Consider the following 24595-nt stretch of genomic DNA (forward strand, 5'->3'; position numbering starts at 1 on the left):
TTATTCATTCACTAGTAATTGTAGAGCCTGCCCTTTAACTTGTAGGCTTACCGAAAAAGCTGGCGCAACAAACTGCACAGCTTGCGTATCTAAAGGCTCTATATGTAATGCTTGATTTATTGCCAAGGGACTAAGATCTACCGCTATAGAAACTAAGGTGTCATTTTTAACAACCAACTGGCTCAACTGTTTGGGTATAAGCTGCTGAGCTTTAATGTCGGTATTTTCACCGATGCTCCACTCCACCAGCTGCACTGCACCTAAACTATCTAGGTATTGCACAATCAACCCTCGTTGCTCTGGCGCTAAAACGTCGCTTAGCAACTGCATAGTAGGTTCATTTTCTAAGGCGTAATTAAGCTGCTCTAAGCTGGCACCACGAATGTTACCTCCCACGTTCCCCGCCCCATTGGCGTATTTGCCATGGCAGGCCGCGCACCCGTAACCGCCAACAGTTAAGTACAGGTTTTTACCAAGTGCATTTTCATTCGGCTCTGCATAAACCAAATTTGCATAGGCGGTAAGCAGCATCGCAGCTACCAATCTATAAAAAGATATATTCATTGTTGTTCCACTTTTGGCCCATCTAACTAAGGGCTTAATGCTTCCACTATCAATCCAAAAACTGATAATGCTTATAATCTTGGGAACTTAACCAATAGGAGGGCGATATAGAGGCTCAGCAGTATTGAATAAGGTAATACTGCGGGTAGAGGAAAAAGCTAAAAGGCTGCTTGGGGATTCAGCAATATTGAGTTTGAGCAAATTCATCAGCGGCGGAGCCATGCAAGTTACGGTACAACAACTGCCGCCAATAGGCATTGAGTGTGTTAGTGCATGTCCATCGATATTTACTGCCGCAGAAGAACTAGCATTTACATGACAATCTTGCATCGGTGAGTGGCCGATTGCCAAGATATCTTCAGCCGTGTGTTGCTGCTCAATGAGCGCACCAGCACTTGCATTAATGCTAGTTAAAGCAAATGCTAGAGCTGTATAAACCACTAATGAAAAACGCGCCAAATTCAACAATACACAACCAACAACTTTATTTAACCAACACTCTAGCGCCACCAATATACCATTGCAAGCCAGCTCGCTGGCTTGATGGCGTTATTAGACTTGCCGCAGATTTTAAGGCTTAAGCCTCTATTTGTTTCCTAAAAAATTGAATCATTTCATCGCGGGTCTTTCGGTGATTCAAATGGAAAATATCCATAGGGAATAGTAGCTCAATAACCCCGGTATCGAACATTCGTTTTACTTCATACTCATTGTGAGCAACATCTTGTTGATACATATAATTAAGCCAAGTCCGGTTGGTATGAATAATAAACTCGACCCGCATTCCGCCTAAGCGCGCAAAAAACTTCATCATTGGTGTTTTTTCACTAGAGCCCACTGCCCTGCCGCGATATTCAGATCTATCGGTTAAGGTATCGGAAATGTCTTCTAGCACCATTAAGGAATTTGCGCTAGAAGCACTACGCGTGAGGTGCTTTTGAAAGGCTTTAATATCGCTAACCGAATCTAGAACCGCCATTAAGCCAAGTTCGTCATCTACCGCCACCGCAGGATTCTTCTGATTTTTGCGCAATAGCTTTAATACTTTTGCTTCTGGCGGCTTTTTACGAATAGAAACGTAGATTGGAATTTTACGCTCGCCCACAGTAAAACTTCGGCGCTTTAACAAGGTGAGTTTTTCACGCTCGCCACGTTGAATAAGCTTGGCCTGCTGAGGGTTTAATACTTTCACCTCACTACAAGCGTAATCGTCGTTAAGGTGTTTTGAGTGTAAATAGACCGGGTCTAACTCTCCAATCTTGAGCTCTTTGCTCCACACGTAGCCATTCAAAAACTCAAGAAACGCTGAAAACTTGTTTTCAATTTCAGTTTCTCGCTCACGCTGCTCGATGCTGCCAGCTAGGGTCATCAAAATCAGTTTACGTCGCGCTTCAAAGCGAGCTTTTTTGTGGTAGTCATCATTGAACATAATCAGCAATAACTCTACCGGATTATTAGTAACCTCAATTTCGTTGGTATTTTCAATATGCGAAGCATAAGGAGAAAGAATTTTTCCCTTAATTGAGTGAATGACCGCATCTGCAGTACGCGCATATTCATCAACTCGGCTCTCAATTTCGTTTAAGTTGCCATCAATACCAAACATATTGCCCAATAGAGATAATGCTCGTTCGCTGCGCTGTTTACGCAAGCTCACGTCGTCAATCAAGTTCTGAATTTGTGAAAAACTGTCGATGCCCAAAAACTCGAATATCTGGCTACGCAGAGCCCGATATTTAGACACATTATTACTATCTTGCTGCAAGCGTTTTACCCAGCTGCGAACGCCAGTAGAAAATGGGTGCGCCACAAAGGCATCACGGCTTACCGCAAAGGGGCCATCTTGCTGAAGCGAAGTAAAAACACTATTTGGAGAAAGAACCGACATAAACTACCTAAATCACCAAGTACAACAACTAAACTCAAGAATTAACGAAGCAAAATATACACCAAAAGAGGTAATAATTCAGAGGAATCACTATTAGCACTATGTTCTTACCACAATGCTCAGCAAAACCAAGCTGCGGCTAAGTTAATCGCAGTAAATACTGACTAGTCGCAGGCTTAGTTAAGTGATCAACAATCGCACCCAAACGATGCAACAAACGCGGTTAATCGGGCTTTCGTAGATAAATAAGCCAATAGCCTAGCCCCACAAATACCCCTCCTCCGATGATGTTACCGAGAGTGACCGGAATTAAATTGTTGATGAAGAAGTTGCCAAAGGTGAGTTCGGCAAAGTCTGCAGGGCTTAAACCGGTAGCTTGCCAAAACTCGGGGCCTGCGAGATTTTTAATACCAATGGCCATAGGTACTTGGAACATATTGGCAATACAGTGCTCAAAACCCGCCGAGACAAACATTGCTACCGGCAGAATCATTACCATTACCTTGTCTGTTAAGCTGCGGGCGCTAAAGGTCATCCACACTGCGATACATACCAACACATTACACATAATGCCCAGGGCAACTGCTTGAAAAAAATCATGATGCAGCTTGTGCTGGGCAATACGCATAGTATTGATACCTACCTCTCCTTCGGCAAAAGTATATTGCTTGGTCATTAGCATTAGCGAAACTAAGACAAAAGCACCAGCCAAATTACCTAAGTAAACCAATGACCAATTAACACATAAGCTTTTCCATGAGATTTTACCGCTGGCTCTTGCCACCAGCGTCAATACAGAGCTGGTAAACAATTCACCACCGGTAATAATCACAAAAATCAGGCCTAAGCTAAATGCCATACCGCCGATTAAACGGGTAAAACCCCAAGGAAAATCTCCCGCACCAGTGGTTACAGTGGTATAAAAAACAAAGGCTATGCCGATATGTGCGCCAGCAGTAAGGGCAAGTAAAAATGCTTTAAGCGGATCTTTGGTGGCTTTACTCACTCCAACGTCGGCAGCACGTTCAGCCATTTGGGGTGGAAGCAAGGAATCGAATTGACTCATAGGGATCACTTTATTGGTGGTGGTTAATTAAGCGTAGCTGAATCGACATATAACAAGTCATTTAAGCCAAGCAATCAAAGTGGTTGTTAGTGACTATTCAACAAAAAGGCCCGCTAGCAAACTAGCGGGCCTTTATAGTAGTGATAGTGAGAGAGCTTTCACTTAGCTTTGCAGCAAATCAACTAATTGTTGTTCATTCCATACTTCAATGCCCAAATCTTGGGCTTTAGTCAGTTTAGAGCCTGCCGCATCACCGGCAATCACAATGTTGGTTTTCTTTGAAACACTGCCGGTTACTTTAGCTCCCAAGGCTTGCAGCGCTTGTTTAGCTTCACTTCTGCCAAGTTGACTTAAGGTGCCGGTAAGTACAATTACCTTACCGTTCATGGCCAAGTCTTCTTCCGCCTTATCTTCTATCGCAGGCCAACTGAGTTGTTCGGCCAGCGCATTCACTAATTCTGCATTTTGCTCTTGAGTGAAGAAGAAACGCAGGTGCTTAGCAACAATTTCACCTACATCCGGCACATCTTGCAGTTGTTCAAGGCTGGCATCGGCTATTGCGGGCAAGCTTTTAAAATGTTGAGCAAGGTTGCCAGCAGTCGCTTCACCTACTTCACGGATCCCTAAGGAATAAATGAAGCGCGCCAAAGTGGTCTCTCGTGCTGCCTCGATACCGGCAAGCAACTTATCGACAGACTTCTCGCCCATGCGCTCTAAGCCCAACAAGGCGTCACGTTGCTGCGCAAGGTGAAACAAATCTAAGGGGGTTTGCAATAACTCCGCTTCGACTAACTGCTCTACCAGCTTGTCACCAATACCGTCTATATCTAAAGCTTTACGGGCAACAAAATGTTTTAGTGCCTCTTTACGCTGCGCACCACAACGCAGGCCTGCTACACAACGCGCAACAGCCTCACCTTCGATGCGCTCGATGGCGCTATCACACACCGGGCAGCTTTCGGGAAAAACTATCTCTTTTGCATCTTCTGGGCGACGCTCAAGTATGACTCCGGCTACCTGCGGAATCACATCACCCGCTCTGCGTACAATCACGCTATCACCAATACGCACCGCTAAACGTTCAATTTCATCAGCGTTGTGCAAGGTGGCATTACTCACCGTAACACCACCAACAAAAACCGGCTCTAAACGGGCTACGGGAGTTATCGCTCCAGTTCGCCCAACCTGAAATTCAACATCTCGCAATATGGTGATTTCTTCTTGAGCCGGATATTTATGGGCGGTTGCCCAGCGAGGTGCTCGTGCAACAAAACCCAAATGTTGCTGCAGTTCCAAACTATCTACTTTGTAAACAACGCCATCAATTTCATAGGCGAGGCTATTGCGGCGCTCACCAATTTCTTGGTAATAGGCAAAACACGCCTCACTGCCGCTAACAGTGCGTACTTCAGGACACACCGGTAAACCATAGTCTTTTAAGCTTTGTAAGTTCTGATAATGACTTTGACTTAAGCTTTCGCTCACCACGCCCAAGGAGTAGGCATAAAATGCCAAAGGACGCATAGCAGTGATTTGCGAGTCTAACTGTCGCAAACTTCCTGCTGCTGCATTGCGTGGGTTGGCAAAGCCTTTTTCACCCTTTTCGATTGCCTGCTGATTAAGTTTTTCAAAACCCGCCTTAGGCATGAAGATTTCGCCGCGCACTTCCAATCTGGCGGGCCAGTTATTGCCCCGTAAACGCAGAGGAATAGAGCGAATAGTTTTCACATTCTCGGTAACATTTTCACCGGTGCTGCCATCTCCACGCGTTGCAGCTTGCTGGAGCACACCATCAAGATACAAGATGCTCACGGCTAAGCCATCAAGCTTGGGTTCGACGCAATAGGTAATTGCATCGGCAGTCACCAATCGCTCTTGCAAACGTTTATTAAAGGCGCTTAACTCTTCTTCACTGAATACGTTGTCTAAGGACAACATTGGCATTTCGTGCTGAATTTGATCGAAGGCTGATAGCGGCGCTCCGCTAACCCGCTGAGTAGGCGAGTCGCTTCGCAGCAAGTTTGGATGCTGCTTTTCTAAGCTCTGTAATTCTAGAAATAAGCGGTCATATTCAGCATCAGGAACCGAAGGCTCATCCAATACGTAATATTGATAGTTATATTGCTCGAGTTGAGTTCTTAGCTGCTCAATTTGTTGTTCTGGCTTGTCCATGAGAGACCTTTCAAATAAAAAAGCCTTCCCAAATACATGTATTGGAAAGGCTTAAAAGTACACACAATTTATTAGTTTACGAGCAGTTGCTTACGCTCGTATTCACGCACCCGTTGCTCATAGTGATTAACGGTTTGCTTGGTCAAAGGATTACGCTGGTCATCTAACATAATCGCGTCTAAATCTTTAGCCAAGGTCATTGCTGCGTTATACATTAAGGCAAAGTTTTTAGTTGGTTCGCCCTTACATGGCACAGTCATGAAGATGCTTACACCACGGGTTTCCAACTGGTCCATGGCATTAATATCAAAAGTGCCAGGGTTAACCATATTAGCCAAACTAAATATCACCGGACCCGTGCCGCTGTTATCTAAGTGACGATGAAAAATATCCATGTCACCATGGCGCAAACCAATTTTGTCTAAGCTTGCTAATAGCGCAGCACCTTTTAAGTAACGGCCACTCTGAGCCATAACATTTAAGATAAACACATCATCGGGTGCATTAGGATCTTTAACCGGCTCTTGTGGTTCTTCCACAACAGGCTCTACAAGTTCTTCTTTTACTTCATCCATATCAAAAGCAAACTCTGGTTCGCTAGACAAAGTACTTGGCTCAGGTTCAACACTCACAGCCTCTGGATTGGCCTTAGGTTCTAAGCCCTCTAATCCTTGGCTATCACTAATACTTGGCGCTTCATCTACCGCAGAAAAGCTAAATTCAGGCTCTTTGCGCTGCACTGGCGCACTTGGCTCAGCGGCAAAATCTGGGCTTGCTTTTACTTCGGCTGATTTAGCCGCAGGTTTTGCGGCTGGAGCTACTTCTTGCTGAGTAATAGCATCTTCAATAGGGTCACCAATAACCCGAGCTTGACCTACACCTAGATCATCAAAACCTTGTTCATCACGTGTTGCTGAAGATTCTTGAGCCCCTAAAGATTTTTTGGGACTAACCAGTTTTTCAGGTCGTTGTTTGCGACTACTCCAAAAACCATGAGCGAGCAAAGCAATAATTAAAATGATTCCAACAACGATAAGTACGATGCGTAATTCCTGCATTTAACTGTTCTCTAAAGCTATTATTCCACCATGGCTATCGCTTCTGCGATATCCACTGCTACCAAGCGTGATACGCCTGGCTCCTGCATTGTTACCCCGGCAAGTTGCGAGGCCTTTTCCATTGTCACTTTATTGTGACTGATAAATATAAATTGAACCGTATCAGACATACTATGCACTAAATCGGCAAAACGTCCCACATTTACTTCATCTAGCGGTGCATCTACCTCATCAAGCATACAAAATGGCGCAGGATTTAAGCGAAATATAGCAAAAACCAAGGCCAAGGCAGTCAGCGCTTTTTCTCCGCCCGACAATAAACTAATGCTAGCATTCTTTTTACCCGGAGGTCGCGCCATTATAGTTACACCAGTTTCGAGTAAGTCGTCGGAAGACAGTTCAAGCCAAGCCTTACCCCCACCAAAAACCTTGGGGAAAAGCTGCTGTAAGTCTGCATCTACTTTAGCAAAAGTTTCACTAAATTTAGAACGAGTTTGACGGTCTATTTTGGCGATTGCTGTTTGCAGCACTTCAATAGCGGCTTCTAAATCAGTAAGTTGCGTGCTTAACTCTTGATAACGTGCATTCTGCTGTTCAAATTCATCTTCCGCTGCTAAGTTGACCGCGCCTAATCGCTTCAAGCGCGCATCTACTTGGCTTAGTTCACTGGCATAATCGTCTTCTAAGCTGGCTTCTGGCAACGACAACTCAAGGTGTTTTAAGTTTTCACCTTGCTCCGCTAGTTGCTCTAACAATACGGTTCGACGCGCTAACAAACTTTGCTGCTCAATTCGTTGTTGCGTACCTTGCTCAATCAACTCTTTTAAACGTAGCTGTGCATCTTTTAACTGCTGAGCCAAAGCTTGCTGTTGTTCAACATTTTGGTGGTGCGCTTCGCTAGCGCCAGCTTGCTGCTCTTCCAGTTCTAAGTGTTGCTCGAGCAGCTGTTCAATTTGCTCACCAAGCAGGGCTAGTTGCTCATCGTGCTCTTCAGGCTGCGCCTGTAACTGCTGTTCAAGTTCTGCCAACTTTTGCTGCTGATAGCTTTGCTGCTGTAGTTGGGCTTGATACTTTGCTTGCTGTTGCTGCAATAACAATTGCTGCTGATGACTAGCTTGTTGCTGTTGCTGCAAGCTCAAGCGTTGCTGCTTTAGAGCATCTGTCGCCAGTGCCGTTTTTTGTTGCAAGTATTTTTGCTTTTCGCTTTGCTGGTTTAATTCAGCCTGATGCTGCTCAAGTTGCTCTTCAAGCAATAACTGCGACTCTTGATCTTGCTCCAGCGTAATCTGCAGTTCGGCGATTTGCTGCTGTATTTGCTCGGCTTGTTGCTTGGCAAAGGCTTGCTGTTGCTCTAATAAGGCTAAGCGGCTGCGCCAGTCGGCAAGCTCGGCTTTCACAGTGACTAAGTTTTGGCTTAGGCCTTTTATCTGTTCAGCCTGTTGCTGAGATTGCTGCTGCAGGTCTTGCTGCTCAAGCTTTAACTGAGTAGCGCTTTCCTCCAACTGAGCCAATAATTCGTGCAGCTGCTGGCGCTCTTGTTGCAGACTTAACAAAGAATGTTGGTAGTTCGGTGGGCTCAACTGCTGCCAGTATCTTCCTACCCACTCGCCCTTGGCAGTTATCAATGATTGCTCATGACTGAGATGCTCTCGCAAGCTTATCGCTTGCTCAAGATTATCGACCACTAGCACTTGGCCGCATAAGTATCCAAGCTCAACATTTTCTAATTGCTCAGCTAAGCTGCTCAACGTTGCTAACTGAGGGGCGAGCTGATGACTAACCGCAGGCGCAACTGCGCTTAATGCTAAAGGAAACTGGGCGTCTAGTTGCTCACACCACTCCGCTTGTAACCATGTACCTAAAACCACATCTGCTGCCTGCTCCCATCCAGCCTTCACGCCCAAAACATCAAGCAGTGGCTGCTGAGCAGTCTGCTCAACTTGCCCAAGCAATTTGTCTACACCCTGCAGGCGGGTTTCTTCAGCAGTTTGTTGTAGTTGTGTTTGTTGCAATTGTTGTTGGCAGGCCGCTAGTTTGTCGGCTAAGTGCTGCTTAGAGTCCTCGGCCTGTGCCAACTGCGTCTCAAGATCTTGTTGTTTGGGTTCGCTTTCGTCGAGCTGTTGAGTTAAACGCTGCAAGGCAGCTTCATCACCATCGGCGGTGTGACTTAAGCTTTGCTCTAATTGAGAAATCTGCTGCTTATGGCGCTGCTGCATTTGCTCACAATGGCGCAATTGGGCTTCGCACTGCTGCACAGCATGACGCGCCTGTTGGCTAGCAGCTAAAAAGGCATTACTCTCAGCTAGGACATCGGCATGCTGGTGCTCGGCGTCTTCCAGCTGTGGCTCTAACTCTAACAACACTTGTTGCTGCATTTCTTGTTGCAACTCTAGTTCTGCGATGGCTTCTTGTTCCAGCGCTAACTGCTCACTTAGCACCTCTAAGCTTGTCTTAATTTCAGCTTGCTGAGTTAAGTTGCGGTCGCGGCTTTGTTGCGACTGACTTTGTTGTTGCTTGGTATGTAATTGTTGCTGCTCAAGTTTCGCCAACTCAGTTTTAAATTGGTAACTTTGCTGCTGCAGATTTTGAATCTGTTCTTGCTGCTCTGCAATTTGATGGTTAAGCAAGCTTAGCTGGTTTTCCATTTGAGTTATCAGGTGTTCTTCGTGCCTTTGCTGCTGTTCGGCCTGATCATTCCCCTGATTGCCTTTATCAATGCTCGCGTCCAACTGGCGCAACTCTTGAAGGCAAATAAGCGCCTTTAGTTCACGATGACGTTCTCGATACTGGCGATAACGCTTAGCTGCTTGCGCTTGGGTTTTAAGCTTACTGACTTGTTGCGCAAGCTCTGACTCGATATCTCGCAGACGCAGAATATTTTCATCGGTGTGTTTAATGCGAAGCTCAGTTTCGCGTCGGCGTTCCTTATACTTAGACACGCCAGCTGCTTCTTCAATAAACACCCGCAGTTCTTGTGGCTTCGACTCGATTAAACGGCTAATCATGCCTTGTTCAATAATTGCGTAACTGCGTGGACCAAGACCCGTTCCTAAAAACAAATCGGTTATATCGCGTTTACGGCATTTAGCGCCATTCAACAAATAGTTGTTTTGACCATCTCGACTAACTTCTCGGCGAACGGCGATCTCGGCGTAACTAGCAAACTCACCGCCAATTCGCCCTTGCTGGTTATCGAAAATCAATTCCACCATGGCTTTGGATACAGCGGCGCGCTTGGTTGAACCATTAAAAATAACATCGGTCATAGAGCCACCGCGCAAATGGCGGGCATTGCTCTCACCTAATACCCAGCGAACAGCGTCGATCACGTTTGACTTGCCACAGCCGTTTGGCCCTACTATGGCTGTCATATCGGTGGGAAAAGGGATGGTGGTTCGGTCAACGAAAGATTTAAACCCGGCGAGGCGGATTTGTTTCAAGCGCATAAATGATTTTGCTTAATTTGTTGCTATTGTTAAGCAAGACTTTACCAGAGCTATCAACGCTTTGTAATATATGAGTCCATAAACAAACGAGGGATCACAACAATGACGCAGCATTCGCTTGCTTCTCGCAGCGGAATTTCTTACATCGCCCAGGGTTTTAGCTTAATTACTCAACCTGGTCTTCGGCTTTTTGTGATGATTCCTCTAATCGCTAACATCTTATTATTTGGTGCGGCATTCTTCTTTTTATACCAACAGTTAGGCACTTGGGTTCAACAAATTATTGATTACTTACCAAGCTGGCTAGATTGGCTAAGCTGGTTAATTTGGCCAACTGCGATAATCGCTATTTTGATGGTGTTTGGTTTTACCTTTAGCATTATTGGAAACTGGATTGCAGCGCCTTTTAACGGCTTATTAGCTGAAAAAGTAGAAATGCACCTTAGCGGTAAAAAAGTCGACGACATGTCGATAGTTGAACTTATCAAAGATTTACCACGCATTTTCTCTCGAGAACTGCAAAAGCTGTGGTATTGGCTACCCAAAGCTCTGGGCTTACTATTGTTATTTTTAATCCCTGCCATTGGCCAAACGATTGCGCCTGTACTGTGGTTTTTATTCTGTGCTTGGATGATGTGCATTCAATACATTGATTACCCTTTTGACAATCATCGCATTCCATTTGCTACTATGCGTGATCAACTTAAGCAAGATCGCATTCGTAACAGTGGATTTGGGGCGATCGTTTTATTTTTTAGTACCGTACCCCTATTAAACTTAATTATCATGCCGGTAGCGGTATGTGGTGCCACAGCAATTTGGGTCGATAGTTATCGAGACAAGTTGGTCGAGGAGAAGCAGTAATGAAAACCAAACATCTATTATCGGGCTTAGTACTAAGTGTCAGCTTACTGAGTGCGGGTTCAGTGATGGCAGCAGCCAGTTCACTACAAAAGATAAACTACGGCGAAGCCCAGGAAATGAATTTAACCAAAGTGGCCCAAAAAACCTTTTTGAGCAACTTAGATTTAGACATAGCCGAAAAAGAAGCTGTGGAATGGGCCAGTACCCAAAACGCTAGCCACTACTCGGTTTACACCGTAGAGCGCAGCCCGAAAAGAGATCGCTACCGCGTATCCATTGTGGTTTACAGCAACTAAGCTGCACACTCTGGCTTATCACTGTATTGAGCAGCAATCTCGACAAATTGCTGCTCACATCTGCAAAATGCTTCTACCACGGCAGGGTCAAAATGCGAGCCCTTCCCTTCTAAAATAATCTGCTTAGCTTTGTCGTGAGAAAAAGCAGGTTTGTATACCCGCTTAGAAATGAGCGCATCATAAACATCTGCCAAGGCCATTAAGCGCGCACTTAAGGGAATGTCATTTCCAGCTAACCCTTCGGGGTAACCACTTCCATCCCATTTCTCGTGATGAGATAAAGCGATTTCTTTAGCGTATTGCAGGAAGGCCGCATCCTCACTGCCAAACTGGCGTTCAGCTTCGGCTAAAGCATCGGCTCCTATTTCAGGATGCTGGCGCATGATCTGCCACTGCTCATCATCAAGTTGACCGGGCTTAAGTAAAATGGCGTCGGGGATCCCCACTTTTCCTATGTCATGTAAGGGGGCTGACTTATAGATTAAATCAATAATCTGAGGGCTTAATAAATTGCTAAAACCTTGCTCATTTTGCAGCGCCTCAGCCAAGGCTTTAACGTAGTACTGCGTACGTAGAATATGCGCGCCGGTTTCATTGTCCCGGGTTTCTGCCAATGTTGCTAAGCTATGAATGGCGATATCTCGCGTTTGCTGAAGCGACAAAGTACTACGCTGTAAGCTAGCAATCATTGAATTGGTGCGCTGGGCTATCAAGCCAAACTCATCACTACTACTAATGGTGACCTGAGTATCTAATTGGCCGGCTTGTACCTTAGCCAAGCTATGATTTTCGTTTTCTAGCAAACGCTTTAGGTTGCGTGAGTAACTGCTTATTACCCGTAGCACGTAGGCCAATACCACCAGCAATACAAAGCTTAGTTCGATAACAATATAACGCTGAGCCACCTCAATTGGGTAGAGTTCTGAACCAACATTTACCAACCAATCTAAATCCTTATTAATAACCAAAAAGATAACACCAGCTAGCACGAAAGCGCTGGCCGCCGCAAAGGCTGAAAACTTTTGACTAACAGAATAAGGTTGCGGCTTAATCTGTAAGTGTTGGCCAGCACTCTCCAAGTCTTGAGCAATTTGCCATTCCTTAAACAAGGCTAAATCTGCCGCTACATAAAAGCCCAAAGCAGCCAAACCTAAAATAACCTTTAAGTTTGACTCCCAAGGCGGCTCAAACATCATTAAGTTATAACTAACGATGCTTAAGGCCATGATTAAAAACAGTGAAAAATCGAGAGTGAACTGGGCTCTTACTTGCTGTTCCTTTGACTTCCTTTCTATTGCCAAACAGGCAAAGCGCCTCGCCAACAAGGTGACAAGAAAACTAATAATGATAGGGAGTAATAATTGAAGAGGCGTTTGAGCTTCCAAAAACGGGCAAACTTGAACGCCGTAAATAGAAAACAACACCATGGCAATTAGCCAGTGCTTACTTGCTAAACGCGCAACTTTTTCCATTAGGCTCTCCCGTTGTTAAGGCTCAGTTTGTTAGTAATTTTTAAACCCCTAAACAATTATCAATGAAACTGAAATAAGTAAAGCCACCAAAGTTGTATTAATGATGCGCGTTAAACTCAATGTGCAAGCCACAAAATTAATAGCCAGCCACTAGACATTGATTTTACCTAGCGATAGCAAAATGTAAGCTACTAGGATTGCTGTATACAAAAGCCCTGCTCATGCTCAAAAAAGTTAGGTGTATCAGAATCAATAAACTCAATAGCTTCACTATAAAATCGGCTTAGCCAAAGCGCTTCCATATTAGCTAAAGCAGAACTGAGTACATCAGTAGCGCCTGCGTCTGCCAATACGATGTTGTCATATTTTGATATGAAGGAGTGCGGCACAATCTCACCGTCATACAAACAGTAACCTAAAGCTTGCTCTCCAACTAAGCTGTTTAAGCGTTCCGCCAGCGTTTGAATAGCCAATGGGTCTGCACCACTATCATTTTCAACTGCCACCAATTGAACTTGCACAGCAAGACTCTCGGCTTGCTGATAAGCTACTAGGGTTTCTCGACCAAAACTGTCTACCGCAAACAAATTGCTTATTTTAAAATTACATATCCCAGCTCGGCCAGCGGCTCGTTCATCTTCACAGGCTGGGCCCCAGCTATAATCCAATTGGGGAATAAAGGTGCTAAGTTTTAGAAGTGCTAATAAGGATTGCGCCACCCCGGTGCGAAATTGCTCCAGTAACTGAGCAAACTGTTGCCAGATCTGCTCTAGTTGCTCGGAATTATCAGTTTCAGCATTGAGCAAATCCAGTAAGTCGAGCTCTTCTTGTGGGCTAAGCGGTGCTAGCTGCGGCCCCGGTTCTGTAGAGTAAGTCATTGGAATTGCCAAAAAAGGAGCCATTAGCAAAGCTTTATCAAAGGTCTGTTCTCCGCGTATTGCAACTGCAGCCGCCACAGCTCCGCCAACACTTAGACCTGCAATGATTTTTGAAGGCCCCGGAGACAGCTGCCCTAGCAATACCAATTGGTCAGAAAAATCTGAATACACTTGGGCATTATTGGCTAAACCGCTAGCTTCCAACAGCAAATCTTGTTGTTCTGCCTCAAGACCATGACCAGGAAGAGCTGGCAACACAACATGATAACCGGCAGCCGCTAACTGCAAGCCCCAATCAAAAAATTGTTGGTTACATGCGGTAAAGCCGTGCACGATAATTATGGTGCCTTTTAAGGCTTGCTGAGGATTCGCTTCAATTACCTGAGGGATACATGCAGCTTGTAATGAGAACTCCGCAGGAGGCTCACTGGCCTCAACGACAGTTTGCCACTGGGCAACAAATTCTGGCTCAAAGTTATTTAATAAATCTGAACTTTGTTCGACATCCTTGCACGCCAGCAATGCGACAACCAGCAGCATAAAAAAGACAATTCTTGAGCTATATCGCAATACACAATCGCACATAAACATAGCGTCCTCACTACTAGTGACCAAAGGATTAGTTAATCAACTTTAGCTTAGTTGAAGTAAACCTTGGTGTAGCAATGCTTCTTCACAAATTTCCAACAACACTACTCCTAATGGCATATCAATTTATCTCTTAATTACATAACGTTATAAATAAACGTTACTTCCCCTTCCCAAATAGCACGTTATGCTAGTAACACAGTAATGCTGCTAAGTGCCAATAACCACTGATTGTAGCAAGCCTATTAACCTTAAAAAGGACGTTTCAATGAGTAAGATTTACGAAGACAATTCCCTGACTATCGGTCGCACTCCGCTAGTTCGCCTTAACCGCGTAAGCAAAGGTAACGTACTCGCTAAAGTAGAAAGCCGTAACCCAAGCTTCAGTGTTAAATGTCGTATTGGTGCAAACTTAGTATGGGATGCAGAAAAGAAAGGCTTATTGGGTCCAGGTAAAGAAATCATTGAACCTACCAGTGGTAATACCGGTATTGCTTTAGCATTTGTTGCAGCATCTCGCGGTTACCCAATCACCCTTACCATGCCAAACACCATGAGCTTAGAGCGTCGTAAATTGCTTAAAGCATTGGGTGCTAACTTAGTGTTAACTGAAGGCGCTAAAGGTATGAAAGGCGCTATCGGTAAAGCTGAAGAAATTCGTGATGGCAACCCAGAGAAATACGTATTACTAGGTCAATTTGATAACCCAGCTAACCCAGAAATTCACGAGAAAACAACTGGCCCAGAGATTTGGGAAGATACAGACGGTGAAATTGATGTGTTTGTAGCGGGTGTGGGTACCGGTGGTACAATTACAGGTGTTAGCCGTTACATTAAACTGGAACAAGGCAAAAGCATCACTTCTGTTGCAGTAGAGCCAGTTGATTCTCCTGTTATTGCTCAAGCTAAAGCGGGTGAAGATCTAACTCCTGGTCCACACAAAATCCAAGGTATTGGTGCAGGCTTCATCCCTGGCAACCTAGATTTAGAAATGGTTGACGCGGTTGAGCAAGTAACGAACGAAGACGCTATAGCTATGGCTCAACGTTTAATGGAAGAAGAAGGTATTTTAGCGGGTATCTCTTCAGGCGCTGCTGTTGTAGCTGCGAACCGTATCGCTGAAAAGCCAGAATTTGCAGATAAAACGATTGTTGTGATACTGCCAAGCTCAGGTGAGCGTTACTTATCAAGTGCTTTATTTGCTAACATTTTCACTGAACAAGAAAACGTTCAATAAGTAAATTTAAGCAAGTAATCAATAAGCAACCTGTGAAGGTTGCTTTTTTTTGCGACAAAGACTTTATTTCCGAAGAAAATTAACCATTAAGACTTGTGCAACAAAACTGCAAAAACTATACTCCAAACCGCTAAATAATGCGCTTAACAATGTATCACTTTGTAACAAAAGGTATCAAAATTGACACATTGTTCACTTCGATAAATTAGTATTATTTATTAAATTACATAGAGTTACACACTAAACCCCTATGTAATATTAAGTAACACTGTACAACTAAATAGGAAAATTTGACGTAGATTAAACTTTACCAAAGGCTTTTACGTTATTTTTTTCTCGAAAACGTTTTACTAATAAGCGTCTAAGCTTATATCAAGCTATAGGCGACATAATTTAACTTGAGGAATGATTGTATGTTTGAGAAAAGTGTTGTTATCACCGCCGAAAATGGTCTTCATACTCGCCCTGCGGCACAATTTGTAAAAGAAGCAAAAGCATTTTCTAGCGATATCACTGTTGAGAGCAATGGCAAATCTGCCAGTGCCAAAAGCCTTTTTAAACTACAAACTCTTGGCCTAACTAAAGGCACTAGTGTGGTAATTCGCGCTGAAGGCGAAGACGAAACTGCCGCTGTAGAAAAACTAGTTGCGTTAATGGATGAACTTGAATAAGTCAGCATTTTTATAAGTCCGTTAATCAGTTCAACTAAATAGGTGTAGGTTATGATTTCAGGTATTCTGGCATCTCCAGGAATTTCAATTGGTAAAGCACTGCTACTTGCGGAACAAGAAGTAGTGATTAACCAAACAAATATCGACGCAGCGCAGGTAGAAAGCGAAGTACAACGCTTTTTCGATGGACGTAATAAAACTTCTGCACAGCTCGAAGAAATTAAAATAATGGCAGGTAAAACCTTCGGTGAAGAGAAAGAAGCTATCTTCGAAGGACATATCATGCTGTTAGAAGATGAAGAGCTTGAAGAGGAAATTCTAGCCTGCATCAAAGATAACTTGCTTAGCGCCGACAATGCAGCTCATACCATTATCGAGCAAAACGCGCAGATGCTAGCCGAGTTAGACGACCCTTACCTAAAAGAACGCGCAACGGACTTTCGCGACATAGGCTCTCGTTTAGTTAAAAACATTTTAGGCATCGAGATTGTTTCTTTAAGTACCATTACTGAAGAAGTAATTTTAGTCGCCAACGATTTAACCCCTTCAGAAACAGCTCAAATTAACTTAGATAAAGTACTAGGTTTTGTTACGGATATCGGCGGTCGTACTTCTCACACTTCTATTATGGCCCGCTCTTTAGAGCTACCAGCTGTTGTTGGTACCAACGACGTAACCCAACAGGTTAAAAATGGCGATATCATTGCGTTAGATGCACTAAACAATGAAGTTGTTATCAACCCAAGCGATGAGCAGCTAGCCACTTATAAACAGCGCCAGCAAAGCTACATCGATGAAAAAGCTGAACTTGCCAAGTTAAAAGATCTACCTGCGGTTTCTTTAGATGGCCATCAAATTGAAGTATGTGCCAACATTGGCACCATTAAAGATGTAGACGGCGCTCATCGCAACGGCTCAGAAGGTGTTGGTTTATACCGTACCGAGTTTTTGTTCATGGATCGTGACTCACTGCCTAGCGAAGACGAGCAGTTCGAAGCTTACAAAGCTGTAGTAGAAGCGATGCAAGGCCACCCAGTGATTATCCGTACTATGGATATTGGTGGCGATAAAGACCTACCTTACTTAGATTTGCCAAAAGAGATGAACCCATTCTTGGGTTGGCGTGCAATTCGTATCTTCTTCGACCGCGAAGAAATCATGAATGCTCAGCTTCGTGCGCTATTACGTGCGTCTGCTTTTGGTAAAGTGCGCATCATGTTCCCGATGATTGTTTCGGTTGAAGAGATTCGCAAGTTAAACGGTGTGCTAGATACACTAAAAGCCGAGTTACGTGCTGAAGGCATCGCCTTTGATGAAGAAGTTGAAGTTGGCGTAATGGTTGAAACACCTGCAGCGGCAGCTATTGCTCACCACTTAATTAAAGAAGTAGACTTCTTTAGTATTGGAACCAACGACTTAACTCAGTACACTCTAGCAGTAGATCGTGGCAACGAGCTTATTTCTTCACTCTATAACCCAATGTCACCCGCTGTCCTTACTTTAATCAAGCAAGTTATTGATGCTTCACATGCTGAAGGTAAGTGGACAGGTATGTGTGGTGAGTTGGCTGGAGATGAAACTGCCACCTTGTTATTGATGGGAATGGGCTTAGATGAATTTTCAATGAGTGCCATTTCTATACCAAGGATCAAAAAACTGATCCGTAATTCAAACTATGCTGATGTGAAGAAATTAGCCGATCAAGCTTTAGCGTTGCCAACAGCCGCTGAAATTGAAACGTTAGTTGACACTTTTGTTAAACAAAATTCCGTCTGTTAAGATAGTTACAACTGCACAATACATAAGAATTTAGGAGCGCCATAATGGGTCTATTCGACAAATTCAAGAAAATGGTTTCAGATGATAGTTCAAGCAAAGGCGGGATCGATATTATCGCCCCACTATCAGGTGAAATCGTTCCTATTGAAGAAGTGCCTGATGTAGTATTTGCTGAGAAAATCGTGGGCGATGGTATCGCGATTAAGCCAAGCGGTAACAAAATGGTAGCGCCATGTGACGGTACCATTGGTAAGATTTTTGAAACTAACCACGCGTTTTCGCTAGAATCAACCGACGGCGTAGAACTGTTCGTTCACTTCGGTATTGATACCGTTGAGCTAAAAGGTGAAGGTTTCACTCGTATCGCGGCTGAAGGCCAAGAAGTGAAACAAGGTGATGTGATTATTGAGTTTGATCTAGCTGTGCTAGAAGAAAAAGCAAAATCAACGCTAACGCCCGTGGTTATCTCTAACATGGACGAGATTAAAGAATTAGTGAAAAAATCAGGTTCTGTAACCATTAGCGAAACGCCGGTACTAACCATTATTAAATAAATTGGGCTTTTTCTTAAGTGATTAAACCACGCTACTTAGCGTGGTTTTTTTTGCCTTAAATTCACTCAAAGCTTAATACCAATCACACGAAGTAAGTGATAAGAAATAACGCAGGAAAAATACTCGAGAATAAGGCTGGATTTTTCGATAAGTAATTATTCTACAATCAAAAAATTCTAAAGCAGTTATCGAGTATTTTAACCAGATAAAATGAACAGTTACTTAGTACGATTGGTATAAATCCCTTACCAGCTAAATTGGTCGATGAGCTTTGCCTTCAGCTCTGGTATTCTTAGCCAAAATAAAAAAGGGAACATACATGTCTGCAACAAACATAGTAATGTTCGGGATCCCCAACTGCGACACTATTAAAAAAGCCCGCCGTTGGTTAAACGAACACAACATTGAATTTAGCTTCCACGACTATCGTAAAGATGGTGTTAGTGTTGAACAAATTAGCCATTGGTGTGAACAGTTGAGTTGGGAAGCCGTTTTGAACAAACGTGGAACCACTTATCGCCAGCTAAGCGACCAGCAAAAAGCTGACCTAAATAAAGATACAGCCATTCAACTGCTGGCCGAGCACCCAGCAATGATTAAGCGCCCATTACTTCAAGTTGACCAGTCTTTCACGCTTGGTTTTAAAGCCGACCAATACCAACAACTCTTTTCTCCGGAAGCATAAATCCATGTCAGATAGCCCCGTTTTACACTTAGCAAAAGATCTTATCAGCCGTCCGTCGGTAACCCCAGAAGACTGCGATTGTCAAAAACTAATGGCCGACCGACTAACTGCTGTTGGTTTTAACATTGAAGAAATGGTATTTGAAGACACCACCAATATGTGGGCACGTAAAGGTGATACCGGCCCACTGTTTTGTTTTGCTGGACATACTGATGTAGTACCTCCTGGGCCTGCAGAAAAATGGCATACCCCACCCTTTGAGCCCACTGTTATTGATGGCATTCTACATGGGCGCGGAGCGGCTGATATGAAAGGCTCTTTAGCTGCCATGGTCGTAGCTACCGAGCGATTCGTGGCTGATTACCCTAATCACAAAGGTTCTATCTCGTACTTAATCACCTCTGATGAAGAAGGACCTTTTATTAATGGTACAACCCGCGTGGTAGATACCTTAATGGCCCGCAACGAACTGATTGATATGTGCTTAGTGGGTGAACCATCCTCTACTCATCACGTGGGTGATGTAGTTAAAAATGGTCGCCGCGGCTCATTAACTGGAGATTTAACGGTAAAAGGTGTGCAAGGCCATGTGGCTTACCCCCACCTAGCTAAAAACCCTATTCATGATGCTGCACCAGCTCTTGCAGAACTTGCGGCAATGCATTGGGATAACGGTAATCAATTCTTCCCACCAACGAGTTTTCAAATTGCCAATATTCACGCTGGTACAGGTGCTTCTAATGTGATTCCTGGTGAGTTAGATGTTCAATTTAACTTCCGCTACTCAACTGAGCTAACGGATAGCGAGATTGTAAAACGGGTGCACAATATCTTTGATAGCCATGGCTTAGATTACCAATTAGATTGGACCTACAATGGCCAACCATTCTTAACTGAGGAAGGCGAATTCTTGTCTGCGGTGAGCAACGCGGTAAGCAAGGTAACCAAGAAAGCTCCTGAGCTACTCACTACTGGAGGCACGTCTGACGGTCGTTTCATTGCAAAAATGGGCACACAGGTGGTCGAGCTTGGCCCAGTTAACGCTACTATTCATAAAGTGAATGAGTGCGTTAAAGTGGCAGATTTAGAACAGTTAACAGATATGTACTACGAGCTGTTAGTAAACGTTCTTGGCGGCGATGAGTAAACTTGCCAAGCCTCTAGCCCTTTATGGGCTAGACAAGAGCGAACTAATTGATGACCCCGAGCTTGCTTGGGTTCATCGCTTGGTTTTATCTGATCTCAAAAAGCTTATCAAAGCGGCTGCGCAGGCTGGGTTTAACCTAAGCATTTTTAGTGGTTATCGGGATTTTCACCGCCAACTGGCGATCTGGAATAACAAATGGAATGGTCTGCGTCCAATTCTTGATGCCAATAGTCGCCCACTGGATATCTCAAGCCTAAGCGATGAGCAAAAGCTGCATGCTATTTTGCGTTGGTCTGCTTTACCTGGCACCAGCCGCCACCATTGGGGTACCGATTTTGACTTTTACGACCCCAAACTACTACCATCAGGAACTCGTCTAGAACTCATCCCCCAAGAGTATGCAGAGCAAGGTTGCCAGCACGCCTTATCGATATGGTTAAATGAATATGCTCAAGATTTTGGTTTTTTCTACCCTTATCTGCGCTTTAAGGGCGGCGTAGAGTTTGAACCATGGCACTTGAGCCACCTAGCCACCAGCCAAACAATGATGAGCAAACTCGATGCTAGCCAAACCCTAGAACACTTAAGAAATAACCAGGTGGCAGGCTTCGCTTGTATTGAACAGCACATCGAACAAATTTTTAGCCAATATGTTACCAATATTTGTTTACCGGAGACCTAATGCCAAGCTTGTATGCCACCTTGTTTGTTAGCCTTGTTAGTTGTTCTGCACTGGCCTTTCTTGTATTGATGCTGGTTTTACATAAGGGAGAGTTATGCCCTGGGCAAACAGGCAGAATTCAACGCCAATTAAGCACACTTGTTAGCTTTATAACCTTGGCAGGTTTAAGTGGATTTGAAAGCCAACAAGCGACTTGGTTAGTAGGCTTGGTCTGCGCCAGTGCCTTAATCGGTTGGGTGCTTACTTTCAAAATCAACAAGCTTAAACACAAACGCAGCCTAAATATTAACCTTTGGTGGTTAATGGGTATGCCACTGTTATTAGCCGCTACGGTTGTTTTGCTGCAACATAGTATTGGGATCTTTAGCTTTATTGCTTGTGCGGCGGCAATTGCTCACTGGCTAATGGTTAAGGCTAAACACCGCTTAACAAGCTTTGATAAACTGCTGCCATTTGCTGGGCTTGCTGCGGCAATGTGTAGCCTTGTGGCAGTGTGTATTTATCTCATTTTAAACCAAATACTCTTGGAACAAGCTGATACAGTTAAGCACTTTGTAGTAATGAGCAGCTTTTTATTGCTAGCGACTCTGTTGTGGTTATTCCCGCAACTAAAGAAAACAGCCCCGCCAGCCCCTTTGTTATTGGCCGTGGCGTTTATTAGCTTTATTTCTAGCCTTAAGCTTCAAGCACTCCACGTTTAACAAGCTAAACTAGCTTTGGCACAGCTAGTTTAAATGTCCACATAGCAGGATTTGGAGACTTACCATGGCCATCGGATACGTTATTCTTATCATTGCTCTGGTAATGGGGTTTATCCTTGGAAATTTGATGCTGCTCAGGCACATGGACCGATTTAACATCAAGGCAAAACTGCCTAAATCAAAAAAGTCGCGTGACTCAGAGCCACGTTAAATCGCCCATTAATAGTAAACTCCTCAAGCTTTACTGCTACTGTTCCTTTTGCTTTTCTAAAGCCTGTAAATAAACATCTCTGGCCTTGAGTGAACCAGCTTGCTCGGCATCTTCTACAAGCTTCAAGGCCTGTTGTTCATTTCCGTTCGCGATAGACTGTCGAATTAGCTGCCCAAACATTGCGTCTACTTCTGGATCAATAACCGGCGTTGTCGTTTCGCTTGTCGCCTCATTTGCGCCAATAGTATCTACACTAGAGTTACTGGCTTCCCCAGCAACAGTGGTAGCAGTTGTTTCTGTAGAATTAGCGCCTACACTTTCCACACTGGAATGACTGGGTTCAACAGCTGTAGAGCTATTTTCAGCTGTATCCACATTTTGACTGCTGCATGCGCTTAGGGCGAATACAGCACCAATAATTAGTATAAATCTCATAACATCTTCCTTTTAGTCTATCAGTTACTTATTTAATACGAATACAAGCCAAAATAAGTTTAGCCAAGAGAGAGTAGATAAGCCCACTTTAAGCTAGGGAAGAACTCTCAACTAAAAACAAATGACTTCTCACACTGTAATAGTCAATTGCCTAAAGGGCAAAGGCGCAAGAAAAAACATAAAAGGCTAATAAAAAAGGCCTCTTAAAGAGGCCTTATAAATCTAGCTAAATGCGAGCGAGTATTATCGAGACAAGCTATCGCTTGTATCTAAGCCCATCTTCATCAGAATGGCTAAGTACGGATACAGCGCTTTTACTTCACTTGGCTTAAGTACAACACCTTCATTATCACTTAAGGTAATTTGAGTAACATTGCCATTTGACCCCACCGTAAAGATGTAGTCTTTTTCTTCAAACTCCATGGTGCTTAAACCATAGTTTTCAAGAACTTGCTCCGGTGGACGCTCATAAGTTAAGTACAAGCTGCCAGAGTTAGCAATGTAATCGGTAATAGTGAAACCCGCTAGAGGTAATACTAAACGCAAACGCTTCATGGTTTTTTCCATGTTAGCACGCGCTTTGTAGTAAGCAGCACCGCTGTCGTTTACTAACACTAAGTTAACCGTCTCATCGTAAAGTTGCTCTTTCTCGGCTTCACTCATGGCCGCCAAGCGCGCTTCTTCACGTTGCGCCGCAAGCTGCTGCTCTAGCTCTTCACGTCGGTCACTTATATAACCAATTAAGCGATTAAGCTCTACCACTGCAAGGCGCTGCTTGTCGAACTCATCTAAATCAATCGCTAAGTCTCCACCATCGCGATAAATCTCACCGTCGATAAAGCTTACTTTTAGACCAGCGGTTCGACCATGAGGTTTAACATCTAGCTGATAGGTAAATTTTTGGCGTTGCTCCATTACCGTGTCGCTGGAGAAAAACCACCAACTACCTTCTACTGTTTCGGCATCAACTAACCAATTTGATTCGATTATAGCTTGCTGGTCATCACGACGAGCGATAGAAGAGTTACGATAGGCAATATAGTCACTAATGGTTTGCATCATCGTAGCTGTTGTTTCGGTAGCGGTTTGGGCTTGTAGAATATCAAACCAAAAAATCAGACCGTCTTCGGTATTTTCGATACGGCTTCCCGCGATGAGAGGTATAATTTGCACGGGTGCGCGAACATCTACCGCCGACCCGACTAAAACTTCCTCTTTAGCTTGCGGTGTTGGAATAACAAATTCACTACTTTGCTCAGGTGGTGTTATCCCTTCTGGGATCACTAAAGGCTCTACTTGAGTAGCTTCTAAATACTCAAAGCCTCGCTCAGCCTGACGGTGTTTCTCACCGCTACTAGAGCATGCTGCCAGAGTCGCTACTAGGCTGCCAAAAAACACGACTTTCATCGTTGGAAAAGAAACTAGTTGCATATCCCACTACATCTACAAACAAAAATATTTACTGGTAAGCGATTTCGTCATACGAAAACAATCCAGAGTAAGGGCGCTATACTACTTAGCCACTTTCATAAACACAAGGCGAAAACATTCAGGGCTTGATACAAACTCACCTTTTACTTTCTGCTAAATTTATATGCGCTAGAATTCCCAGCTTTAAGCAAGTATCCTGACACACTAAATCTAGCTAAATATGTAAAACGGAATATGAGTCAACATCTTGTGGTCACCGCTGTTGGCAGTAATCGGCCAGGCATCGTCAATCAATTAACTCAACTGGTTTCTAGCTGCGGCTGTAACATTGTAGATAGCCGAATGGCACTCTTTGGTTCTGAGTTTACCTTAATCATGCTAGTGGCCGGTACTCATAATGCCATTATTCAAATAGAGACTCGATTACCCGCAACCGCGCAAGAACTGCAACTGCTAACGGTAATGAAAAAAACCTCACGCCACGAATTGATCGATTATTCACATGCCGCCGTTTTGCAATTAACTTTGCCTGATGCAACTGGGGTGATTAGCAAAGTGACCCAATTTATCAGCGACCATCAAATGAATATGGTGAGTTTAAAATCGAATCTGTTCACCAAGAATAATATTGAGATGTTACACGCTGAGTTTGACGTGAAGCTTAACCAAACCCATCAACCAGAACAAATTGAACAGGCGTTTGCACAACTATGCCAAGAGTTAGGCAGCGAGCAGTTCGATTTACAAATTTTGTCAAATTAAGTACCACT

General features: G+C 43.9%; 23 protein-coding genes. 12 read left to right on the top strand and 11 right to left on the bottom strand.

From position 1 onward, the window contains the following. From OV592_RS15130 to smc, 7 genes are all read right to left on the bottom strand, one after another. Positions 1 to 564: a c-type cytochrome gene (locus OV592_RS15130; protein ID WP_406609148.1), complete on the bottom strand. Its 564-nt coding sequence runs from the start codon at positions 562 to 564 to the stop codon at positions 1 to 3. Positions 565 to 651: 87 nt separating this feature from the next. Beyond that, entirely contained in the window at positions 652 to 1074 is a 423-nt protein-coding gene (locus OV592_RS15135; RefSeq protein WP_406609149.1) for a hypothetical protein, read from the bottom strand. A gap of 67 nt (positions 1075 to 1141) precedes the next feature. Then, positions 1142 to 2452, bottom strand: coding sequence for a hypothetical protein (locus OV592_RS15140; protein ID WP_016403628.1), 1311 nt, complete (start codon positions 2450 to 2452; stop codon positions 1142 to 1144). A 223-nt stretch (positions 2453 to 2675) separates the two neighbouring features. Further along, positions 2676 to 3518 (bottom strand): formate transporter FocA, encoded by an 843-nt coding sequence (gene focA, locus OV592_RS15145; RefSeq protein ID WP_406609150.1) that lies wholly within the window; start codon positions 3516 to 3518, stop codon positions 2676 to 2678. Positions 3519 to 3680: 162 nt separating this feature from the next. After that, the gene (ligA, locus tag OV592_RS15150; protein WP_406609151.1) at positions 3681 to 5690 is read right to left on the bottom strand and encodes an NAD-dependent DNA ligase LigA; all 2010 of its coding nucleotides are present in this window, start codon (positions 5688 to 5690) and stop codon (positions 3681 to 3683) included. A 71-nt stretch (positions 5691 to 5761) separates the two neighbouring features. Further along, on the bottom strand, positions 5762 to 6748 hold the full coding sequence (gene zipA / locus OV592_RS15155) for a cell division protein ZipA (RefSeq protein ID WP_406609152.1): 987 nt from the start codon (positions 6746 to 6748) through the stop codon (positions 5762 to 5764). Between the two features lie 20 nt (positions 6749 to 6768). Next, a complete protein-coding gene (gene smc, locus OV592_RS15160) occupies positions 6769 to 10194 on the bottom strand; it encodes a chromosome segregation protein SMC (protein ID WP_406609153.1) in 3426 nt (1141 codons plus the stop codon). Between the two features lie 102 nt (positions 10195 to 10296). Between smc and cysZ the strand changes: the two genes are divergently transcribed. Both cysZ and OV592_RS15170 read left to right on the top strand, forming a co-directional pair. Next, entirely contained in the window at positions 10297 to 11058 is a 762-nt protein-coding gene (gene cysZ / locus OV592_RS15165) for a sulfate transporter CysZ (protein ID WP_016403633.1), read from the top strand. Continuing rightward, positions 11058 to 11354: a hypothetical protein gene (locus OV592_RS15170; protein ID WP_221076456.1), complete on the top strand. Its 297-nt coding sequence runs from the start codon at positions 11058 to 11060 to the stop codon at positions 11352 to 11354. Before cysZ ends, OV592_RS15170 begins: the two co-directional genes overlap by 1 nt. On the opposite strand, the gene OV592_RS15175 is transcribed toward OV592_RS15170, so the two are convergent. Next, positions 11351 to 12826: an HD-GYP domain-containing protein gene (locus OV592_RS15175; protein ID WP_406609154.1), complete on the bottom strand. Its 1476-nt coding sequence runs from the start codon at positions 12824 to 12826 to the stop codon at positions 11351 to 11353. The genes OV592_RS15170 and OV592_RS15175 overlap by 4 nt on opposite strands. A 191-nt stretch (positions 12827 to 13017) precedes the next feature. Continuing rightward, a complete protein-coding gene (locus OV592_RS15180; protein ID WP_406609155.1) occupies positions 13018 to 14244 on the bottom strand; it encodes an alpha/beta hydrolase in 1227 nt (408 codons plus the stop codon). A gap of 316 nt (positions 14245 to 14560) precedes the next feature. Between OV592_RS15180 and cysK the strand changes: the two genes are divergently transcribed. From cysK to OV592_RS15225, 9 genes are all read left to right on the top strand, one after another. After that, the gene (gene cysK / locus OV592_RS15185; RefSeq protein ID WP_016403636.1) at positions 14561 to 15529 is read left to right on the top strand and encodes a cysteine synthase A; all 969 of its coding nucleotides are present in this window, start codon (positions 14561 to 14563) and stop codon (positions 15527 to 15529) included. A 413-nt stretch (positions 15530 to 15942) separates the two neighbouring features. Further along, the gene (locus OV592_RS15190; protein WP_016403637.1) at positions 15943 to 16200 is read left to right on the top strand and encodes an HPr family phosphocarrier protein; all 258 of its coding nucleotides are present in this window, start codon (positions 15943 to 15945) and stop codon (positions 16198 to 16200) included. A 51-nt stretch (positions 16201 to 16251) separates the two neighbouring features. Continuing rightward, positions 16252 to 17979 (top strand): phosphoenolpyruvate-protein phosphotransferase PtsI, encoded by a 1728-nt coding sequence (gene ptsI, locus OV592_RS15195; RefSeq protein WP_016403638.1) that lies wholly within the window; start codon positions 16252 to 16254, stop codon positions 17977 to 17979. Positions 17980 to 18023: 44 nt separating this feature from the next. Then, on the top strand, positions 18024 to 18533 hold the full coding sequence (gene crr / locus OV592_RS15200; RefSeq protein ID WP_016403639.1) for a PTS glucose transporter subunit IIA: 510 nt from the start codon (positions 18024 to 18026) through the stop codon (positions 18531 to 18533). 319 nt (positions 18534 to 18852) lie between these two features. Then, positions 18853 to 19218, top strand: a complete 366-nt coding sequence (locus OV592_RS15205; RefSeq protein ID WP_406609156.1) for an ArsC family reductase — start codon at positions 18853 to 18855, stop codon at positions 19216 to 19218. Between the two features lie 4 nt (positions 19219 to 19222). After that, positions 19223 to 20365: a succinyl-diaminopimelate desuccinylase gene (gene dapE, locus OV592_RS15210; protein WP_406609157.1), complete on the top strand. Its 1143-nt coding sequence runs from the start codon at positions 19223 to 19225 to the stop codon at positions 20363 to 20365. Continuing rightward, positions 20358 to 21047 carry a M15 family metallopeptidase gene (locus OV592_RS15215; RefSeq protein WP_406609158.1) on the top strand — a complete coding sequence of 230 codons (690 nt, stop codon included), beginning with the start codon at positions 20358 to 20360 and terminating at the stop codon, positions 21045 to 21047. The genes dapE and OV592_RS15215 overlap by 8 nt, the downstream gene beginning before the upstream one ends. After that, the gene (locus OV592_RS15220; protein ID WP_406609159.1) at positions 21047 to 21748 is read left to right on the top strand and encodes a hypothetical protein; all 702 of its coding nucleotides are present in this window, start codon (positions 21047 to 21049) and stop codon (positions 21746 to 21748) included. The genes OV592_RS15215 and OV592_RS15220 overlap by 1 nt, the downstream gene beginning before the upstream one ends. A 64-nt stretch (positions 21749 to 21812) precedes the next feature. Further along, the gene (locus tag OV592_RS15225; protein ID WP_406609160.1) at positions 21813 to 21959 is read left to right on the top strand and encodes a DUF2897 family protein; all 147 of its coding nucleotides are present in this window, start codon (positions 21813 to 21815) and stop codon (positions 21957 to 21959) included. Positions 21960 to 21995: 36 nt separating this feature from the next. On the opposite strand, the gene OV592_RS15230 is transcribed toward OV592_RS15225, so the two are convergent. Continuing rightward, positions 21996 to 22394 carry a hypothetical protein gene (locus tag OV592_RS15230; RefSeq protein WP_406609161.1) on the bottom strand — a complete coding sequence of 133 codons (399 nt, stop codon included), beginning with the start codon at positions 22392 to 22394 and terminating at the stop codon, positions 21996 to 21998. A gap of 243 nt (positions 22395 to 22637) precedes the next feature. Beyond that, complete coding sequence (bamC, locus tag OV592_RS15235; protein WP_406609162.1) at positions 22638 to 23825, bottom strand: outer membrane protein assembly factor BamC; 1188 nt, start codon at positions 23823 to 23825, stop codon at positions 22638 to 22640. Positions 23826 to 24059: 234 nt separating this feature from the next. Here bamC and OV592_RS15240 point away from each other — a divergent pair, with 234 nt between their 5' ends. Continuing rightward, positions 24060 to 24587: an ACT domain-containing protein gene (locus OV592_RS15240; protein WP_338621882.1), complete on the top strand. Its 528-nt coding sequence runs from the start codon at positions 24060 to 24062 to the stop codon at positions 24585 to 24587. Positions 24588 to 24595 lie beyond the last annotated feature (8 nt).

This window comes from Agarivorans sp. JK6, assembly GCF_045277145.1.
In the GTDB taxonomy this organism is placed as follows: domain Bacteria; phylum Pseudomonadota; class Gammaproteobacteria; order Enterobacterales; family Celerinatantimonadaceae; genus Agarivorans; species Agarivorans albus.

What these genes read in the sequence shown, in the direction of transcription:
- OV592_RS15130 (WP_406609148.1), bottom strand. Translation starts at nt 564, where the DNA reads ATGAATATATCTTTTTATAGATTGGTAGCTGCGATGCTGCTTACCGCC.
- OV592_RS15140 (WP_016403628.1), bottom strand. Translation starts at nt 2,452, where the DNA reads ATGTCGGTTCTTTCTCCAAATAGTGTTTTTACTTCGCTTCAGCAAGAT.
- focA (WP_406609150.1), bottom strand. Translation starts at nt 3,518, where the DNA reads ATGAGTCAATTCGATTCCTTGCTTCCACCCCAAATGGCTGAACGTGCT.
- ligA (WP_406609151.1), bottom strand. Translation starts at nt 5,690, where the DNA reads ATGGACAAGCCAGAACAACAAATTGAGCAGCTAAGAACTCAACTCGAG.
- zipA (WP_406609152.1), bottom strand. Translation starts at nt 6,748, where the DNA reads ATGCAGGAATTACGCATCGTACTTATCGTTGTTGGAATCATTTTAATT.
- smc (WP_406609153.1), bottom strand. Translation starts at nt 10,194, where the DNA reads ATGCGCTTGAAACAAATCCGCCTCGCCGGGTTTAAATCTTTCGTTGAC.
- cysZ (WP_016403633.1), top strand. Translation starts at nt 10,297, where the DNA reads ATGACGCAGCATTCGCTTGCTTCTCGCAGCGGAATTTCTTACATCGCC.
- OV592_RS15170 (WP_221076456.1), top strand. Translation starts at nt 11,058, where the DNA reads ATGAAAACCAAACATCTATTATCGGGCTTAGTACTAAGTGTCAGCTTA.
- OV592_RS15175 (WP_406609154.1), bottom strand. Translation starts at nt 12,826, where the DNA reads ATGGAAAAAGTTGCGCGTTTAGCAAGTAAGCACTGGCTAATTGCCATG.
- OV592_RS15180 (WP_406609155.1), bottom strand. Translation starts at nt 14,244, where the DNA reads ATGCTGCTGGTTGTCGCATTGCTGGCGTGCAAGGATGTCGAACAAAGT.
- cysK (WP_016403636.1), top strand. Translation starts at nt 14,561, where the DNA reads ATGAGTAAGATTTACGAAGACAATTCCCTGACTATCGGTCGCACTCCG.
- OV592_RS15190 (WP_016403637.1), top strand. Translation starts at nt 15,943, where the DNA reads ATGTTTGAGAAAAGTGTTGTTATCACCGCCGAAAATGGTCTTCATACT.
- ptsI (WP_016403638.1), top strand. Translation starts at nt 16,252, where the DNA reads ATGATTTCAGGTATTCTGGCATCTCCAGGAATTTCAATTGGTAAAGCA.
- crr (WP_016403639.1), top strand. Translation starts at nt 18,024, where the DNA reads ATGGGTCTATTCGACAAATTCAAGAAAATGGTTTCAGATGATAGTTCA.
- OV592_RS15205 (WP_406609156.1), top strand. Translation starts at nt 18,853, where the DNA reads ATGTCTGCAACAAACATAGTAATGTTCGGGATCCCCAACTGCGACACT.
- dapE (WP_406609157.1), top strand. Translation starts at nt 19,223, where the DNA reads ATGTCAGATAGCCCCGTTTTACACTTAGCAAAAGATCTTATCAGCCGT.
- OV592_RS15215 (WP_406609158.1), top strand. Translation starts at nt 20,358, where the DNA reads ATGAGTAAACTTGCCAAGCCTCTAGCCCTTTATGGGCTAGACAAGAGC.
- OV592_RS15220 (WP_406609159.1), top strand. Translation starts at nt 21,047, where the DNA reads ATGCCAAGCTTGTATGCCACCTTGTTTGTTAGCCTTGTTAGTTGTTCT.
- OV592_RS15225 (WP_406609160.1), top strand. Translation starts at nt 21,813, where the DNA reads ATGGCCATCGGATACGTTATTCTTATCATTGCTCTGGTAATGGGGTTT.
- OV592_RS15230 (WP_406609161.1), bottom strand. Translation starts at nt 22,394, where the DNA reads ATGAGATTTATACTAATTATTGGTGCTGTATTCGCCCTAAGCGCATGC.
- bamC (WP_406609162.1), bottom strand. Translation starts at nt 23,825, where the DNA reads ATGCAACTAGTTTCTTTTCCAACGATGAAAGTCGTGTTTTTTGGCAGC.
- OV592_RS15240 (WP_338621882.1), top strand. Translation starts at nt 24,060, where the DNA reads ATGAGTCAACATCTTGTGGTCACCGCTGTTGGCAGTAATCGGCCAGGC.